General features: G+C 42.2%; 15 protein-coding genes and 1 pseudogene. 10 read left to right on the top strand and 6 right to left on the bottom strand.

Annotation, left to right across the window (positions count from 1 at the left end; all coding sequences use genetic code 11):
* The first annotated feature begins 77 nt into the window (after nt 1-77).
* From AC2VE5_RS06020 to AC2VE5_RS06030, 3 genes and pseudogenes are all read left to right on the top strand, one after another.
* Nucleotides 78-1,946 carry a DNA-directed RNA polymerase subunit gamma gene (locus AC2VE5_RS06020; protein ID WP_486886872.1) on the top strand — a complete coding sequence of 623 codons (1,869 nt, stop codon included), beginning with the start codon at nt 78-80 and terminating at the stop codon, nt 1,944-1,946.
* A 40-nt stretch (nt 1,947-1,986) separates the two neighbouring features.
* Nucleotides 1,987-6,027: pseudogene (locus AC2VE5_RS06025) on the top strand (DNA-directed RNA polymerase subunit beta').
* 147 nt (nt 6,028-6,174) lie between these two features.
* Entirely contained in the window at nt 6,175-6,789 is a 615-nt protein-coding gene (locus AC2VE5_RS06030) for a tetratricopeptide repeat protein (RefSeq protein ID WP_486886873.1), read from the top strand.
* A gap of 4 nt (nt 6,790-6,793) precedes the next feature.
* Here the strand turns inward: AC2VE5_RS06030 and AC2VE5_RS06035 are convergent, their stop codons facing one another.
* Both AC2VE5_RS06035 and AC2VE5_RS06040 read right to left on the bottom strand, forming a co-directional pair.
* Nucleotides 6,794-7,684, bottom strand: coding sequence for a metal ABC transporter permease (locus AC2VE5_RS06035; RefSeq protein WP_486886874.1), 891 nt, complete (start codon nt 7,682-7,684; stop codon nt 6,794-6,796).
* On the bottom strand, nt 7,684-8,424 hold the full coding sequence (locus AC2VE5_RS06040; RefSeq protein WP_486886875.1) for a metal ABC transporter ATP-binding protein: 741 nt from the start codon (nt 8,422-8,424) through the stop codon (nt 7,684-7,686). The genes AC2VE5_RS06035 and AC2VE5_RS06040 overlap by 1 nt, the downstream gene beginning before the upstream one ends.
* 135 nt (nt 8,425-8,559) lie before the next feature.
* Between AC2VE5_RS06040 and AC2VE5_RS06045 the strand changes: the two genes are divergently transcribed.
* The 3 genes from AC2VE5_RS06045 to AC2VE5_RS06055 all read left to right on the top strand — a co-directional run bounded on the left by AC2VE5_RS06045 (nt 8,560) and on the right by AC2VE5_RS06055 (nt 10,708).
* The gene (locus AC2VE5_RS06045; protein WP_486886876.1) at nt 8,560-9,540 is read left to right on the top strand and encodes a metal ABC transporter substrate-binding protein; all 981 of its coding nucleotides are present in this window, start codon (nt 8,560-8,562) and stop codon (nt 9,538-9,540) included.
* Nucleotides 9,541-9,645: 105 nt separating this feature from the next.
* Nucleotides 9,646-10,158 carry a nuclease-related domain-containing protein gene (locus tag AC2VE5_RS06050; RefSeq protein WP_486886877.1) on the top strand — a complete coding sequence of 171 codons (513 nt, stop codon included), beginning with the start codon at nt 9,646-9,648 and terminating at the stop codon, nt 10,156-10,158.
* Nucleotides 10,159-10,501: 343 nt separating this feature from the next.
* A complete protein-coding gene (locus tag AC2VE5_RS06055) occupies nt 10,502-10,708 on the top strand; it encodes a hypothetical protein (protein WP_486886878.1) in 207 nt (68 codons plus the stop codon).
* 91 nt (nt 10,709-10,799) lie between these two features.
* Here AC2VE5_RS06055 and AC2VE5_RS06060 read toward each other — a convergent pair whose 3' ends face one another.
* The 4 genes from AC2VE5_RS06060 to AC2VE5_RS06075 all read right to left on the bottom strand — a co-directional run bounded on the left by AC2VE5_RS06060 (nt 10,800) and on the right by AC2VE5_RS06075 (nt 12,219).
* Nucleotides 10,800-11,141, bottom strand: a complete 342-nt coding sequence (locus tag AC2VE5_RS06060) for a hypothetical protein (RefSeq protein WP_486886879.1) — start codon at nt 11,139-11,141, stop codon at nt 10,800-10,802.
* On the bottom strand, nt 11,114-11,263 hold the full coding sequence (locus tag AC2VE5_RS06065) for a hypothetical protein (RefSeq protein WP_486886880.1): 150 nt from the start codon (nt 11,261-11,263) through the stop codon (nt 11,114-11,116). The genes AC2VE5_RS06060 and AC2VE5_RS06065 overlap by 28 nt, the downstream gene beginning before the upstream one ends.
* Before the next feature lie 126 nt (nt 11,264-11,389).
* Nucleotides 11,390-11,785, bottom strand: coding sequence for a hypothetical protein (locus tag AC2VE5_RS06070; protein ID WP_486886881.1), 396 nt, complete (start codon nt 11,783-11,785; stop codon nt 11,390-11,392).
* Complete coding sequence (locus tag AC2VE5_RS06075) at nt 11,782-12,219, bottom strand: GIY-YIG nuclease family protein (RefSeq protein WP_486886882.1); 438 nt, start codon at nt 12,217-12,219, stop codon at nt 11,782-11,784. Before AC2VE5_RS06075 ends, AC2VE5_RS06070 begins: the two co-directional genes overlap by 4 nt.
* Before the next feature lie 188 nt (nt 12,220-12,407).
* On the opposite strand from AC2VE5_RS06075, the gene deoC reads away from it, so the two are divergent.
* The 4 genes from deoC (at nt 12,408) to AC2VE5_RS06095 (ending at nt 16,891) form a co-directional block, all read left to right on the top strand.
* Nucleotides 12,408-13,085 (top strand): deoxyribose-phosphate aldolase, encoded by a 678-nt coding sequence (gene deoC / locus AC2VE5_RS06080; protein ID WP_486886883.1) that lies wholly within the window; start codon nt 12,408-12,410, stop codon nt 13,083-13,085.
* A gap of 73 nt (nt 13,086-13,158) precedes the next feature.
* Nucleotides 13,159-14,061, top strand: coding sequence for a DNA repair protein RecO (gene recO, locus AC2VE5_RS06085; RefSeq protein WP_486886884.1), 903 nt, complete (start codon nt 13,159-13,161; stop codon nt 14,059-14,061).
* The gene (locus AC2VE5_RS06090; RefSeq protein WP_486886885.1) at nt 14,058-15,668 is read left to right on the top strand and encodes an MFS transporter; all 1,611 of its coding nucleotides are present in this window, start codon (nt 14,058-14,060) and stop codon (nt 15,666-15,668) included. The genes recO and AC2VE5_RS06090 overlap by 4 nt, the downstream gene beginning before the upstream one ends.
* 83 nt (nt 15,669-15,751) lie before the next feature.
* Nucleotides 15,752-16,891, top strand: coding sequence for a glycosyltransferase family 4 protein (locus AC2VE5_RS06095; protein ID WP_486886886.1), 1,140 nt, complete (start codon nt 15,752-15,754; stop codon nt 16,889-16,891).
* Nucleotides 16,892-16,898 lie beyond the last annotated feature (7 nt).

The following is a 16,898-nucleotide window of genomic DNA, read 5'->3' on the forward strand; positions in this document are numbered from 1 at the left end:
AGTAACAAAATTTACTTCTAGCTTTTTATCCTGGCGAAAATGTGCAATCTATTCCTCTCCCCCTTCTTACTTAACTTATGAGAACGCCACAAGTCACGCAATTTGATTATGTAAAAATTGGCATCGCCTCCCCTGAGAGAATTCGGCAGTGGGGAGAACGAACTCTACCAAATGGTCAAGTGGTAGGGGAAGTTACTAAGCCAGAAACTATTAATTACCGAACCCTTAAGCCAGAAATGGATGGCTTATTTTGCGAACGGATTTTTGGACCTGCTAAAGATTGGGAATGTCATTGCGGTAAGTACAAGAGAGTTAGACATCGCGGTATTGTCTGCGAACGCTGTGGTGTAGAAGTAACGGAAGCTCGCGTCCGCCGCCATCGCATGGGTTTTATCAAGCTTGCAGCCCCCGTGGCTCACGTTTGGTATCTCAAAGGTATACCTAGCTATATTGCTATTTTGCTGGATATGCCTTTGCGGGATGTGGAGCAAATTGTTTACTTCAATGCTTACGTAGTTCTATCGCCTGGTAACGCCGATACTCTTACTTATAAACAACTACTAACAGAAGATCAGTGGCTGGAAATTGAAGACCAACTTTATAGCGAAGAATCTGAGCTAAGTGGTGTGGAAGTCGGCATCGGCGCAGAAGCATTGGCGCGGCTACTTGCAGATATTCAACTAGAAACCGAGGCAGAAAGCTTACGCGAAGAAATTGCTAATGCCAAAGGACAAAAACGCGCCAAATTAATTAAACGTCTGCGGGTAATCGATAACTTCGTTGCTACTGGATCTTTGCCTGAATCGATGGTAATGAAGGTAATTCCCGTTATCCCTCCCGACCTGCGCCCAATGGTGCAGTTGGATGGTGGACGTTTTGCTACTAGCGACTTAAACGATCTTTATCGCCGAGTGATTAACCGAAATAATCGTTTGGCAAGGTTGCAAGAAATTTTAGCGCCAGAAATTATTGTCCGTAATGAAAAACGAATGTTGCAAGAAGCGGTGGACGCTTTAATTGACAACGGACGGCGCGGACGGACGGTAGTAGGCGCAAACAACCGCCCCTTAAAGTCTTTATCAGATATTATTGAAGGCAAACAAGGTCGTTTCCGGCAAAACTTGCTCGGAAAACGGGTGGATTATTCTGGGCGATCGGTAATTGTCGTCGGACCAAAGCTAAAAATTCATCAATGCGGTTTGCCAAGAGAAATGGCAATTGAGCTATTTCAACCCTTTGTAATTCATCGGCTGATTCGCGGCAACGTAGTCAATAACATTAAAGCTGCCAAAAAGTTGATTTCACGAGGCGATCCTAGCGTCTGGGGCGTTTTGGAAGAAGTAATTGAAGGGCATCCCGTACTACTAAACCGCGCTCCTACTTTACACAGATTGGGAATTCAAGCTTTTGAGCCAATTTTGGTAGAAGGTCGGGCAATTCAGTTGCATCCCTTGGTATGTCCAGCTTTTAACGCTGACTTCGACGGCGACCAAATGGCGGTACACATTCCCTTGTCTTTGGAAAGTCAAGCGGAGGCAAGGTTGCTAATGCTGGCTTCTAATAATATCTTGTCTCCGGCTACGGGAAGACCGATTGTGACTCCAAGTCAAGATATGGTGTTGGGTTGCTACTACTTAACGGCAGAAAATCCGAATAGTAATGATGGGGGCGATCGCTATTTTGCTTCTCTAGATGACGCAATCATGGCGTACGAACAAAAGCAAGTACATATTCATGCCAAAGTTTGGGTGCGTTTTGATGGCTTGGTAGATTCGGAAGATGATGGTGTAGAGAAGGTAGAAAAGCTCAGTGATGGCACGCGAGTAATTACTAACAATAATATCCGCCGTCGTGAAGATGCGGACGGCGAGCTAATTTCCCAGTTTGTGCGTACTACTCCCGGCAGGATTATCTACAACAAAACTATTCAAGAAGTATTGCAGTAAAGCGGTTCGCAACTAATCAACTAAATAAGGGATGGCAAAAATGGCAGACGGCAAAGAAATGATTTTCCGCAATCGCGTGGTAGATAAAGGTCAACTCAAAAAGTTGATTGCCTGGGCGTTTACTCACTATGGCACTGCCAAAACCGCCGCGATCGCCGACCGATTAAAAGATTTGGGTTTTCGCTACGCTACGGTGGCGGGAATCTCTATTAGCGTTGATGACTTGAAGGTTCCCCCCACCAAAAAACTGCTCCTTGAAGCGGCAGAAACCGAAATTTTGGCGACTGAAGAGCGCTATACACGCGGAGAGATTACTGAAGTAGAGCGTTTTCAAAAGGTAATTGATACTTGGAATAGTACCTCCGAATCCCTTAAAGATGAAGTGGTGGAGCATTTCAAAGCAACAGATCCTCTCAACTCTGTATACATGATGGCGTTCTCTGGTGCGAGAGGAAATATCTCTCAAGTCCGCCAGCTAGTAGGAATGCGCGGGTTGATGGCCGATCCCCAAGGGGAAATCATCGACCAACCAATTAAAACAAACTTTAGAGAAGGTTTGACGGTAACAGAGTACATTATTTCTTCTTACGGAGCTAGAAAAGGACTTGTAGACACCGCTTTAAGAACGGCAGATTCTGGTTATTTGACTCGCCGCTTGGTAGACGTATCCCAAGACGTGATTGTGCGCGAAGTAGATTGTGGCACGACGCGGGGAATTATGGTGCGTCCAATGGTGGAAAACGACCGCATCATGATTCCTCTAAGTTCGCGCTTGCTAGGGCGCGTACCCTTAGAAGACGTAGTTCACCCCAAAACCAAAGCCGTAATTTCTCCTAAAAATCAGCCAATGTGCGACGATACTGCGATCGCAATTCAAAAAGCTGGAGTAGAGGAAGTAATGGTGCGCAGTCCCTTAACTTGCGAAGCCGCGCGATCGGTGTGCCAACACTGCTACGGCTGGAGTTTGGCTCATGCCAAGCTCGTAGACTTGGGTGAAGCGGTGGGAATTATTGCCGCTCAAAGTATTGGCGAACCTGGAACTCAGCTAACAATGCGGACGTTCCACACTGGCGGCGTATTTACAGGAGAAGTCGCGCGTCAAGTCCGTAGCGAAGAAGAAGGAACTATCCGCATTCCCAAAAAGCTGCGGACTAGACCCTTTAGAACCCGTCACGGTGAAGAGGCTTTATTTGTAGAAGCAAATGGCGACTTGATGTTGGAAGTAAGTAGCGGAAAATCCGTAACTATTCCTGTTACTCAAGGATCGACTATCTACATTGTGGACGGTCAAAAAGTTAAAGCCGATCAATTACTAGCGGAAGTCGCCATCGGTAGCCGGACTAACCGCGCTCATACCGAAAAAGCAACCAAAGACGTTTCGTCAGATTTAGCTGGAGAAGTCAAATTTGCCGATCTAGTACCAGAAGAAAAAACCGATAGACAAGGCAATACTACAACGACAGCGACTAGAGGTGGCTTGATTTGGATTTTGTCGGGAGAAGTGTACAACTTACCCCCTGGAGCGGAGCCAAGTGTAGTTAATGGCGATCGCGTGGATGCCAATACCGTCCTTGCTGAAACAAAAATCCATACCCTGCATGGTGGGATTGTGCGATCGGCTGCCGACACCCCTGAGTCCGGTCACAGCGCCCGTGAAATTGAAATCATCACAGCTTCCGTTGTTCTAGACACCGCCACCGTGCGCGTAGAGCAGTCTTCTCGCCAAGGCGACCATTACATCATTGAAACCAATCATGGGGCAATGTTCTCGCTCCTAGCAACCCCAGGTACAAAAGTTCAAACAGGTCAAGTAGTCGCTGAACTTATTTCTGACGAATACCGGACCAATACTGGTGGCTTAATTAAATATGCGGGAGTAGAAGTTGCCAAAAAAGGTAAAGGTAAACAAGGCTACGAAGTAGTTAAGGGCGGCACAATACTGTGGATACCTGAAGAAACTCACGAAGTCAATAAAGATCTTTCCTTGTTGTATGTAGAAGATGGTCAATACGTTGAAGCGGGTACAGAAGTTGTCAGAGACATTTTCTGTGAAACTAACGGTGTCGTCGAAGTAACTCAGAAAAATGATATTTTGCGCGAATTAGTGATCAAACCTGGTGAATTACTGATGCTGGACGATCCAGAATCCGTATTAAACCGTGATGGCACGTTTACGCAACCTGGAGAGGAATTAATTCCAGGGTATGTTGCGTCAGAGTTGCGCTACATCGAATATATAGAGTCATCCTCCAATGGTCCAGCGCTTTTACTGCGCCCTGTAACTGAGTTTGCCGTACCCGATTCTCCTTCTGTACCTAGTACAAAATCAAGCACTGGTGAGGGTCGCTCGATTGAACTACGGGCAGTTAGTCGATTGCCCTACAAAGATTCTGAGCGCGTGAAATCTGTAGAGGGAGTTGAACTACTGCGGACTCAGCTAGTGCTAGAAATGGATCAAACGCACTCGGCTGAATACACTGGCGGTTCGCCAATTGTGGCAGATATTTAGCTTGTATCAGATGCGGAAAATTCAGAAATCAAGCGCCTGAAATTAGTGATTTTAGAATCACAAATTATTCGTAAAGATACCCCCGCCGATGTTACCCAAGGCAGTACCAATACTCGGCTCAATGTAGTTGAAGGGCAAGAGATTCCCCCGAAAGCTGTAGTCGCTCGGACTGAAGTTTTGTGTAAAGAAACAGGGATTGTACGCGGGGTGAGAGAAGGTGCGGAGGCGATTCGCCGAATTTTGATTTTAAGAGAAAAGGATTGTTTTACTGTAGTCACAAATGAAAAGCCCCGCGTCAAAGTGGGTAGCTTGTTAATTGCTGGGAGCGAAATTGCTCCTGGGGTGTTTATAGAAGAATCCGCTCAAGTAATCGAAATTGCCAACCAAAGCAAACAAGAAGCCGCCCAAGCAAATAATCAACTCTCTACAAGCTCTTACAAAGTTACTCTACGCATTGCCCGCCCTTACCGGGTTAGCCCTGGAGCAATGTTGCAAGTAGATGATGCGGGATTAGTGCAAAGAGGAGACAACTTAGTCTTGCTGGTATTTGAGCGGACTAAAACTGGAGATATCATTCAAGGATTGCCCAGAATTGAGGAACTCTTAGAAGCACGCAAACCCAAAGAAGCTTGTATTCTAGCTATTAGACCGGGAACTGTAGAACTAACTAGAGTAGAAGATGAAACTATTGCCGTTAAGGTAATTGAAGATAACGGGACAATTACTGATTATCCTTTGGGACCTGGGCAAAATCCTGTAGTCTCTGATGGATCGGTAGTAGATGTGGGAATGCAGCTAACTGATGGTCCGGCTAATCCGCACGAAATTTTGGAGGTGTTCTTCAACTACTATTCCGCACAAAAAGGTTCTGCCGCTTCTACTGAAGCATTGCAAAAAGTGCAAAACTTCTTGGTTAATGAAGTGCAGTTGGTTTATCAATCTCAAGGAATTGATATTGCTGACAAGCATATCGAGACTATTGTTCGGCAGATGACTTCTAAAGTGCGGGTAGATGATGGTGGAGACACAACTATTTTGCCTGGAGAGTTGATTGAGCTACGCCAAATCGAGCAGGTGAATGTAGCCATGAGTATTACAGGCGGCGCTTTAGCTCAATACACGCCGATGTTATTGGGGATTACTAAAGCTTCGCTCAATACTGATAGCTTTATTTCTGCGGCATCTTTCCAAGAAACTACAAGAGTCCTTACGGAAGCTGCTATTGAAGGTAAGTCAGATTGGCTGCGGGGTTTGAAGGAAAACGTAATTATTGGACGCTTAATTCCTGCGGGTACGGGGTTCAATGCCTATGAAGAGCCACTTGCGGTTTCTGAAGATCCGACTTTAGATGCTAGTAGTGTTTTTGAGGAGAGCGACGATCCGTTAGATGTAGTGCTAGACGATCGCACGGCTCGTGCTTATAGCTTTGAAAGCGGGTTGGGAGAAGGATTTAACTTTGATCGCGGTGCGGTTACTCCCGATGAGGAGGAACTGGTTGATGATGAAATAGACGATGTAGATGATGATGACGATGTAGATGATGATGACGACTTTGAAGACGATGACGAGTAAATTCTAAGTCTTAATATAGTTTGAAAGAGCCTAGCGTTTACAAACCTAGGCTTTTTTATTTAAGCTTGGCTATACTTAGGGCGTTCCGACAAACTTGTAAATTGCATACAATATTTATAACTGTTTTGATTTATTATCTAAATTCTTATGAAAAAAAATACTTTACCTACGAACCTGGCATTAGTGTTGAGCATAGTTAGCATGACTATCCTAGCTCAACCAATATTTGCTTCTGAGCCAATACCTGTAGTAACTAAGCAAACTTCTCCGCTTGGAGCTAAAAAAATTCAAGAAGCCCAAGCATACAACGATCGCGGTGTAACTTTGGCGGAGCAGGGTAAAATTGAGCAAGCGATCGCTGCTTTTAATCAAGCTATCAAAATTTATCCTACTTTTGAGAATGCTCACAATAACTTGGGGTTGGCTTTGAGCAGCCAAAATCAATTTGCTGAAGCTGTCACTGCTTTTAAACAAGCCTTAGCTATCAATCCTCAAAACCTAGAAACCTACAATAATTTAGGCATTGCTTTAGGTAGTCAAGGCAATTTTATTGAAGCAGTTACAGTATTTAACATTGCAGTTCAAATTAATCCTAGCGAACCAATCTCTCATCAAAACTTGGGGGTAGCATTTTGGAGTCAAGGTAAATTGCCAGAAGCGATCGCTTCTTTGCAAAAAGCAAAAAAACTGTACGCATCGCAAAATAAACAGGAGGAAATGCAACAGGTAGAAGAAATTATCCAGCAAGTGCGATCGCGTTAACAATCTATTTCAAGCCCAAAATACTTTTTACTTCTCTCCACAAAGGCATTGCCGAACTAGCTTGCGGATAGGTAAGGATACCTTGGCTGGGACTAAATAACAGTGCCAAAGTAAAAAAGCCCGATGCTACTAAAACAATCGCTGGACCCGAAGGTAAATTTAAAAAATAGCTAATATACATACCGCTAATACTAGCTACAACCCCAATTGCTGCCCCTAAAATCATCATTTGATTGAGTTGTTTTACTAGCAAATAAGCCGTTGCCCCAGGGGTAATCAGTAAAGCTAAAACTAAAATTACGCCTACAGCTTTTAAACTAGCGACAATGGTTAGAGCGATTAACACCATCAACCCAAAGTTGAGCAAATTTACTGGCAAACCCGCCGCCTGAGCGCCCAAAGGGTCAAAAGTGTAGAACAATAATTCTTTGTATAGCAGCACGACTACAGCAATTACTACTGCCGAAATAATTGCTGTATTTCTGACTTCTTGTCCCGTGACTCCTAAAATATTCCCAAATAAGAAATGATTGAGATCAATTTTGTTATCTTTTTGAATAATTGTAATTAAAGTAATGCCTAGGGCAAAAAATGCTGAAAACACAATGCCCATGGCTGCATCTTCCTTAATTGGCGATCGCGTTCTAATTAAAGTAATTACTACTGTACTCAAAACCCCAGCAATAAATGCCCCTATAAAGATATCTGCGCCAATAATAAACGCGATCGCAAGCCCTGGTAATACAGAGTGACTAATCGCGTCTCCAAGTAACGCCAATCGCTGCACCATCAAGTAACTACCCACTACAGCGCAGATAATTCCTACCAAAACCGCAATAAAAAGCGATCGCTGCATAAAACTATATTGCAACGGTTCAATCAATGCCTCTATCATTAAGCCGCTTCCCCGGTAAAAAACATGACTTGTCCCCGGTAGGCACGACTCATATTTTCCGGTTGCAATACCGCCGCTCGATTACCACTAGCAACTAACTCAGTATTTAACAAAATTAAGTCGTCAAAATGGGTAATTGCTTCGCCCAAGTCGTGGTTGACGACCAAAACGATTTTGCCTGTATCCGCTAATTCGTGGAAGACATCAAAAATTACTGCTTCAGTTCTTTTATCAATTCCAGCTAGAGGTTCGTCAAAGCAAAATATTTCTGCTTCTTCTGCCAGCGCACGAGCAATAAATACGCGCTGTTGCTGTCCTCCAGACAATTGCCCAATAGATCGATCGCGATATTCGCTCATACCTACGCGATCGAGGGCGGCGGTGGCTACTTGACGGCTAACACTTGTAAAACGTCGAAACCAACCAGCCTTTCTTACGCGCCCCATCATGACCACATCAGACACCGTTGCGGGGTAACTCCAATCAATTTGCGATCGCTGGGGAACATAAGCTACTTGCTGTAACTGATTTATTAACGGACTACCTTTGTAGCGCACAAGACCACTATTTACTGCCGTTAAACCCAACATTGCTTTCAATAACGTGCTTTTACCCGCGCCATTGGGTCCAATAATGCCTGTTAATCTTCCTGGTTGGATCGCTAAATTGACATCTTGCAACGCCTGAACACTGCGGTATTGGACGCTCAAGTGACTAACCGTAATTGATTCGCTATTCATAACAGGGGGTATTTGTCTGGATTTATGCTTGGTAGAAGTTGCCATTTTGTTTATAAATTTAAAAATAATGAAAGAAATATGAAAACAGTATAAGCTAAAAAATGAAAAGAATATGAAAACTAATGTATCAAGTCTATGAAAGCGAGTTCTCAGTCCCAGGACATAAAATTTAACTTAGCAAAAGTTGTCGGGGTACTACTGGGAATGTATTTGAGTGCTTGCGGGACTCAGCAAGGAGGTATTGATTCTAGCAGTGATGACAACAAACCAAATGTAGTTACAACTAGCACGGTAATAAATGATTGGACGCAAAAAGTCGGCGGTGACGAAATTGAACTGACGGGAATTTTGCAACCAGGAGCCGATCCCCACGTTTACGAACCCGTACCCAAAGATAGTATTGCGTTTGAGAAAGCAGATTTAATTATCTACAACGGTTACAACTTAGAGCCGGGGTTGATTAAAATGATGAACGCGGCGGGTGTAAAGGCGCGTAAACTGCCTGTAGGAGAAGTCATAAAACCCTTGCAGTTAGATAAAGCTGGGCAAACTGTACCCGATCCTCACGTCTGGGGAGATGTCAAAAATGCGATCGCAATGGTAAATAGTATCAGGGATACGTTGATAGAATTGTCGCCGGAAGACAAAGCAGAATTTATCCAAAATGCGGCGGAATTTACAGAGCAATTAGAGCAGTTGCATACTTGGACGCGATCGCAAGTTCAAACTATTCCCGAAAATAAGCGCCGACTTGTAACGACTCATGATGCTTTTCAATACTATTCTAAAGCTTACGGCTTAGAAGTTTTTGGCACTTTAATCGGCATTAGTACCGAGGAGCAACCCAGCGCTCAAACGGTGAGAAAATTAGCTGATTCTATTAGAAATACCGGAGTTCCAGCGATTTTCGCCGAAACTACCATTAATCCCGCATTAATTCAAACTGTGGCACAAGAATCTGGAGCGAAATTAGCACCAAGAAGTCTATATTCTGATTCTATCGGCGCACCGGGTAGCGATGGCGATTCTTATATCAAAATGATCGTGGCAAATACCCGCACCATCGTTGAAGCTTTGGGGGGAAAATCCACCCCTTTTGAGCTAGTTAGTAAGTGATTTTAATGGGGCTTGTATTTTAAAACGTCTCAGTTTTTTTGGGGTTAATGTAGCTTTGACGTATTAATTGGGGAATACTAGGCTAGTGATTTTTACTTCCTAGTTATGATCGTTAAGGAACTCGATTTGTTTATTCCCCAAGGCAAGTTTGCGAAAGCTGGTAAAGAAGCAGAAGAACAGATGAGTTTTTACCTGCGCCGAGCTTTTGCAGATAATAAAAATATTTATGTGTTTAACGATTTACGCTTGGAATATGAAAATGATGCTGCCCAAATCGATCATTTAGTTGTTCATCAATACGGCATGATCGTTATTGAAAGTAAAAGCGTCACTAGCCGCGTCAAGATCAACGAGCAGCAAGAGTGGCCTCGATGGTTTAATAACATTGAGCAAGGGATGTCATCTCCTATTCTTCAAGCCGACAGACAAAAGACTTTTCTCAAAAATCATTTGGAACGATACGCTGAGGTTTTGTTAGGCAAAATTTTGGGTATGCAAAGTCACTTTAGATCGATGCCAATTGATACCCTAGTAGCAATATCTGACTCTGGAATTATTGATCGCCCTAAAAAAATGTCTCTAGAGGAAGTGTGTAAGGCAGATCAAATTTGCGATTGAGTACGATCGCTTTATAGCAAACGACAAAAAGACAATAGTGTCTTTAATTTAAGTTTAAACAGTGTAGTCTACTCTTTTAACAAGGATGAAGTAACTAGAGTTGTCCAGTTTTTACTCAAGGAGCATAAACCTTTACGCTACAAGACTGAAGCAGAAGCTATATCTAATCCTACTTCACAAACTACTATCCTAGAGAAAAAAGTAGTCATTCAAGTTAAAACTGAAAGCTTATCTATCTCTAAGGCTGTTGTTTCTAAACTCAATAAAGTAATCGCTCAAACTGTAAGCAACTACCCCTGTCGTCAATGCAATAAAACTAATTTGTCTGTAGCATCTGGCAAATATGGCTATTATTTTAAATGCTTGGAATGTGAGGGTAATACGCCAATTAACATTACTTGTCAAAGTTGCAGTAGTAAAGAGAAAATTCGCAAAAGTGGAAATCAATTCTTTGCAGAGTGCGAAAGCTGTAAGACCTCTGATTTGTTTTATACCAACCCCACAAGCTAAAAGAGTTCAATACAAACTATTTCAGCCAGTTAGGAAGTAAATTTTATTGCGATCGCACTACTAGCTATATATTTTAGAAAATATTATGCAGCCTTGTATTTTGTATAAAAGTTACAAAGCTGCCTAGTGCTTTAGACGTTGTTGGTTTTAAGTAGTGATGATAATGAATTATGTTGCAACCATGCACATATTTTTATAGCTCTTGAATCTTCCGGTTTTGACTTATATTCACTGCTTTGAATTTCTTGTAAGACCTTACCGCCGCAAAATGACTTAGCATCTTTCATCAGGTCTTCAAACATTCCTAATAGTAGCAGTATACTTTCAACTTCAACATCGTCCTCATTAAATACAATAGTTTCAAGTCTAAATCTATAGCCAGTCCATCCAATGGAAGGCAATTTATCAATTGTTCTTTGTAAGTTTTCTATTACACAACTACGCTCTAGATCGGGATTTTTCCCCCTTGCCATATCCACCAGTAAACATTATGCCTAACAAAATGCTTCTCATTTCCGTTAGTACATACCTCTACTTCTACACCGTCTACATCTAAAAACTGGCGATTCATCTCTCTAACTTCACCTTCAGGCATTGGTTCTAATTCTTCCCAGGGTTCAACTTCAACAACACTTTTATTGTTCCCATTGTTAGCTGGAAGTTTACTAATATAGCGGTTCGCACTTGAGTGCAGTACACCTTAAGCATGACCTCACAGTAATTAAATCCTAAAGCTGTACTTTATCGGAATGAGAACTGCTGTAAGCTGTATAGGAATCGGATCTTCTTCCACGGCTTCTAGCCCTGGAGTGTCTTTTTTAATATCTGGCGCACTTTCTATAATTGTTTCTAGCTGCGAGACACTAACAGCCATGAACTCTACTCCCGCAATAGTTTTACGAGTTGCGTCTTGCATTATATGAACTAAGCCTTCAACAGGACTCAAATCTATTTTTATACCGTTGTACTCAGTTTCCCAGTATCCGAATTTGCCAAAAGACTTAGGTTCTGTATGATACTCTTTCCACTTCAACGAACTAGCTTTTTTATTGATATTGCGTAGTGCAACCCGTATGCTACCTGATAGCCCACGTTTACCATAAACTGGATAGTTCAAATATATAGTAGGCGGTTTTCTCCAGCGATAGGGTCAAATCCAAAAACCACAATATTCAACTTTGCTAATTGATGGAGACTTTGTTGTAATGCCGTCTCAACAGGAGTAATTTTTCTTATAGGTGTAACTATTTTTGACCAATTTAGCGGCGGCTTATATAAGCTTATAAACTCATTTTCCAAATTAGAGATCGTATTGAGATCGTCATTACAATTTAGCCAGCTAATGCTAAGGGGATTTTTGCGATTAAACCTTTTTAGTTGATTAAATCGATGATGATCTTTCCATCTTGCTACTAAGTTTACTGTTCTGCCAATATAAATAATTTGCCCATTGCTGTCAACTACAAAATATATAGCTGCACAGTTAGGTAATCTGTTTTTTTTTAATAAATTAACTGATGGTAAGTCAGTAATTTTAATTTTTGATAGCACAATATAGTATTCCTAAATTATTCATATAATTTTCTTTCCTTTTGGTCTTGACAGTTAAGTTAAAAATCTCGATCTTAATGCTGAAAATCAACTTTAATGTATCCAAATTTTTACTCAGATAAGTTAAAATATAATTTATGTAAAGTTTTCTGATAAAACTTAATAAGATATACGTGTGAGGCGACCAAATGGCGGCAGATTATGCAGATATTGATATTGCTCCTTTAATCGATCACACGCTGCTCAATCCCTTAGCGACACCGGAGCAAATAGAAAAACTGTGCCAGGAAGCAGACAGATATCAGTTTGCGGCGGTTTGCATATACCCTTGTTACGTGCGTCTAGCTGCCGAATTATTGCAAAGGAAGAATCCTAAAATATGTACGGTAATTGGCTTCCCTAGTGGTGCAAATACTTCTGCTACCAAGCTCTACGAAGCGCGAGAAGCCGTAGAAAACGGTGCAACGGAACTTGATGTAGTAATTAACTTAGGTTGGTTAAAAATCGGCAAAACTGAAGAAGTCCACCGAGAAATTGCTCAAATCTGTGAAGAAACAGGAGTAACAGTTAAGGCAATATTAGAAACTACCCTGCTGACGGATGCAGAAAAGCGCCTAGCTGCGGAACTATGTATGGATGCAGGCGTAACATTTCTGAAAACAAGTACAGGCTGGAATGGGGGAGCAACGGTAGTAGATGTAAAGTCGCTTTATGAACTAGCAAAAGAGCGTGTAGGCATCAAAGCATCAGGGGGAATTCTCAAAATTGAGCAAGCCTTGGATTTGGTGGTAGCTGGAGCAACTCGCTTAGGTACATCTCGCGGTGTGGATTTACTCCGTCAACGCGATACTGTGGAGAAAGACTAAGTTTAAAATCGTTTACTTAACAAAAACAACTAGCCTCCACCCATTGCTAATAGCTAAAAGCTAACAGCTAACTATGAGTCGAACTTACAAAGCCACTGGAATTAATCTTAAAAGTATGCCTTTAGGCGAAGCAGATCGCCTAGTTACAGTTTTGACGCAAGAATATGGTTTGATTCGAGCCGTAGCACCAGGAGCGCGCAAGCAAAATTCTAGCTTAGGTGGTAGAAGCAGTTTGTTTGTGGTGAACGAGTTGTTGATTGCCAAAGGGCGATCGCTTGATAAAATTACTCAAGCTGAAACTATTGGTACTTACCCTGGTTTGAGTCGCAATTTGGGCAAGTTAGCTGCTTGTCAATATATGGCAGAAATAGTTATGTGCCAAGCTTTGAGCGAACAACCCCAAGTAGAATTATTTTGCCTACTTAACGAGCATCTCAAGCGATTAGAACAATTGCCTAGCAACTGCGAGTTTTTGATTTTAGCTTATCTATGTCATGCCGTTTTTCACTTGCTAACTCTAGCTGGAATCACGCCACAAGTTCAAGAATGCCAATTGACACACCAACCTATTATTCCCGAAATAAGAAGTCCCACTACGGAGCAAGTAGGCTTTAGTATCGCCGCCGGAGGCGTAATTAGTATAGATGCGTGGGAAAGTTTGCAAGCTGAAAACAAAGCTATTGTTTACCGCAGCGCCGAGCAAGTTAGAACCAATTTGGTTAAAGAAATTGATACGCATTACCGAACAAGCCAAGCATTACCGCAACTAAACGCTCGTTTTAGCAGTCACGAACTAGCCTTGATGCAGCAACTAGCAGATGCTGAGCTAAGTCAAGTAGAGCAATCTAACCCTAGCTGGCTATCTATTGAAAAGATTTTACGTCAATACGTTCAGCATCACTTCGATCGTCCAATTCGCTCTGCTGCTTTGATTGACAGTTATTTTGCTCTACAAACTTCCGCGCCAAACGTATGATGCAACCCCCTAACTCTAACCCAAAAGCAAGTCCGTCTAATCAGACTATTACCGACTCACATTTTAATCATCCCTCATCTACTAATAAATCAAAGAAGTCGCCTTTAGAGCCATCTAATAAAAAATATCAAAAAATGCCTTTATCTAATTCCACTTTTGAACAACAAAACGATCGCGTTTCAGAAGCTAATATGCCTACCGTAGAACAGTTAAACGAGTTAACTAAGAATACGGAAGCAATTGCTAACCAACCGATGGATGATAGCTCATCATACCTGCCTCCAGAATCTACTGGAGAACAAGAACCTGGATTTTTGCCAGTTTTAAGAAATCGTAATTTTTTAACGATGTGGAGCGGACAGGTTTTTTCGCAATTAGCCGATAAAATTTATTTGGTGCTAATGATTGCGATTATTTCTACTCGCTTTCAATCTAGCGATCAAAGTATTAGTGGCTGGGTATCAGCGATTATGATGGCTTTCACTATCCCCGCCGTGCTGTTTGGTTCGTTAGCTGGAGTATTTGTCGATCGCTGGTCGAAAAAAACTGTTTTAGTATCAACTAATATTCTACGCGGCATTTTAGTATTATCGATTCCTGTATTACTGTGGTTAACTCAAGATTGGCAAGCGATCGCGGGTTTGCCTGTAGGTTTTGGTATTTTACTTTTGTTATCGTTTTTAATTTCTACCTTGACACAGTTTTTTGCCCCTGCCGAACAAGCGGCAATTCCTTTAGTGGTGGAAGAAAGACACTTATTATCAGCTAACTCGTTGTATACAACAACAATGATGGCTTTAGTAATTGTAGGGTTTGCGGTGGGGGAACCGTTACTGGCATTTGCTGACAACACTACAAATCAGCTAGGTGTAGGCGTAGGAATTGGGAAGGAATTGGTAGTAGGTGGCAGTTATGCGATCGCTGGGGTTCTATTATTACTGTTAAAAACTGGCGAACAAGAACCAAAACCCGAACGCGAACAAAATCATGTTTTTCAAGATTTACACGATGGTTTACGCTATTTAGGAGAAAATAAGCGCATTCGCAACGCTCTAATTCAACTGGTAATTCTATTTTCAATTTTTGCGGCTTTAGCAGTTTTGGCTGTGAGAATGGCAGAAGTAATTCCTGGCTTAAAATCGTCTCAATTTGGTTTTTTGCTAGCGGCGGGTGGTATAGGACTCGCTTCTGGATCGACTCTTTTAGGACAATACGGTCAGCGTTTTTCTCATGTTCGATTGAGTTTTTATGGTTCCATTGGCATGGCAGCTTGTTTAATTGCTCTATCTATATTCACCAAAGAATTGTGGATTGTAGTAATTGCCCTGGCTTTATTGGGGATGTTTTCGGCATTAGTCGCGATTCCGATGCAAACAACAATTCAACAAGAAACTCCGCCCCAAATGCGGGGTAAAGTATTTGGGTTGCAAAATAACGTTATAAATATTGCCCTAAGTTTGCCTCTAGCTTTAGCTGGATTAGCCGAGACTATGATTGGATTGCAGGCAGTTTTTTCAATTTTGGCAGCAATTGCGATCGCAGGGAGCCTCTTAACCTGGTATATTTGCCGTACAGAAACAGAAAATTTACAGGGTTTAAACAGATAATTGCTATTGAATACCTGTAATTAACTGTAATTTGGCGATGTACGTGCGATCGTCAATGTCTCTAAACTCAAAGTGCTTAAAGAATGCATATTGCTTGGCTTGGAAAAAAAACACCTTTTTGTGGCAACGTCACATACGGTAGAGAAATTACGAATGCTCTGTTAGACCGAGGACACCAAGTAAGCTTTCTTCATTTTGCCCAAGAAGAAGCGAGTCGAGATACCGAGTCTGACTGTGCGGAAGTTTCCCTGCCTTTCCTCTATAAATCTCAGGTTTATACAATCCCCTCTTTTAAAGCGACTAAAGTTTTAACAGAATCTCTGCGCCAACTAAAGCCCGATTTAGTTCATGCTTCTCTAACTTTGTCGCCGCTAGACTTTCTCTTACCAGAAATCTGCGCTGAATTAAACTTACCTTTAGTTGCTACTTTTCATACACCGTTTGCAGGTAAAGGAGCAAAATTCAAATCGGGAACCCAGCTTTTAGCCTACCAACTTTATGCGCCGTTTTTAGTCAACTACGATCGCACAATTGTTTTTTCTCAAGTGCAGCGAGAAGTTTTAGCGCGTTTGGGCGTACCTGCAAATAATGTAGCTGTGATCCCGAATGGCGTAGACGTGCAGAGATATTCTCCGGGTACTTCGGCGATCAAAGCCGAATTTAACGCTCAACACTTATTTGTTTACCAAGGACGATTAGCCGCAGAAAAGAATGTAGAGGCGCTTTTGAGAGCCTGGAAGCAGGCTCAAATGAATGTAGATAGCAAGTTGTTGATTGTGGGGGATGGTCCGCTAACGCCTTCTTTAAAGCCTTTTTATGGTTCGGAACATGGCATCATCTGGCTGGGGTTTGTCGCCGATGAACATCGACGCATTGAAATTCTGAGAGGCGCAGATGTATTTATTTTGCCGTCTTTGGTAGAAGGGTTGTCATTGTCTTTATTGGAAGCAATGGCTTGTGGACTTGCTTGCTTGGCAACCGATGTAGGGGCTGATGGGGAAGTATTGGAAGACGTAGGGGTACTATTAAATACGCGCCGCGTCGGCTCGCAGTTGCGGACATTGCTACCACTATTTCAAGATCATCCTGAGTTAGCACCGATGCTGGGTAAAAAAGCTCGACAGCGAGTATTAGAGCGCTATACCCTAAATTACAACATCACTTGCTTAGAGCAATTGTACGGTCAAGTTTTGGAACAGCAGCGAGTTGGGGTAGGAATTTGATCGTCGG

Source organism: Aliterella sp. E5.1 (genome assembly GCF_057473825.1).

Coding starts and splice junctions, on each gene's coding strand:
- AC2VE5_RS06095 (WP_486886886.1), top strand. CDS start 15,752: ATGCATATTGCTTGGCTTGGAAAAAAAACACCTTTTTGTGGCAACGTC.
- deoC (WP_486886883.1), top strand. CDS start 12,408: ATGGCGGCAGATTATGCAGATATTGATATTGCTCCTTTAATCGATCAC.
- AC2VE5_RS06045 (WP_486886876.1), top strand. CDS start 8,560: ATGAAAGCGAGTTCTCAGTCCCAGGACATAAAATTTAACTTAGCAAAA.
- AC2VE5_RS06090 (WP_486886885.1), top strand. CDS start 14,058: ATGATGCAACCCCCTAACTCTAACCCAAAAGCAAGTCCGTCTAATCAG.
- AC2VE5_RS06040 (WP_486886875.1), bottom strand. CDS start 8,424: ATGAATAGCGAATCAATTACGGTTAGTCACTTGAGCGTCCAATACCGC.
- AC2VE5_RS06060 (WP_486886879.1), bottom strand. CDS start 11,141: ATGGCAAGGGGGAAAAATCCCGATCTAGAGCGTAGTTGTGTAATAGAA.
- recO (WP_486886884.1), top strand. CDS start 13,159: ATGAGTCGAACTTACAAAGCCACTGGAATTAATCTTAAAAGTATGCCT.
- AC2VE5_RS06020 (WP_486886872.1), top strand. CDS start 78: ATGAGAACGCCACAAGTCACGCAATTTGATTATGTAAAAATTGGCATC.
- AC2VE5_RS06035 (WP_486886874.1), bottom strand. CDS start 7,684: ATGATAGAGGCATTGATTGAACCGTTGCAATATAGTTTTATGCAGCGA.
- AC2VE5_RS06065 (WP_486886880.1), bottom strand. CDS start 11,263: ATGCCTGAAGGTGAAGTTAGAGAGATGAATCGCCAGTTTTTAGATGTA.
- AC2VE5_RS06050 (WP_486886877.1), top strand. CDS start 9,646: ATGATCGTTAAGGAACTCGATTTGTTTATTCCCCAAGGCAAGTTTGCG.
- AC2VE5_RS06030 (WP_486886873.1), top strand. CDS start 6,175: ATGAAAAAAAATACTTTACCTACGAACCTGGCATTAGTGTTGAGCATA.
- AC2VE5_RS06055 (WP_486886878.1), top strand. CDS start 10,502: ATGGCTATTATTTTAAATGCTTGGAATGTGAGGGTAATACGCCAATTA.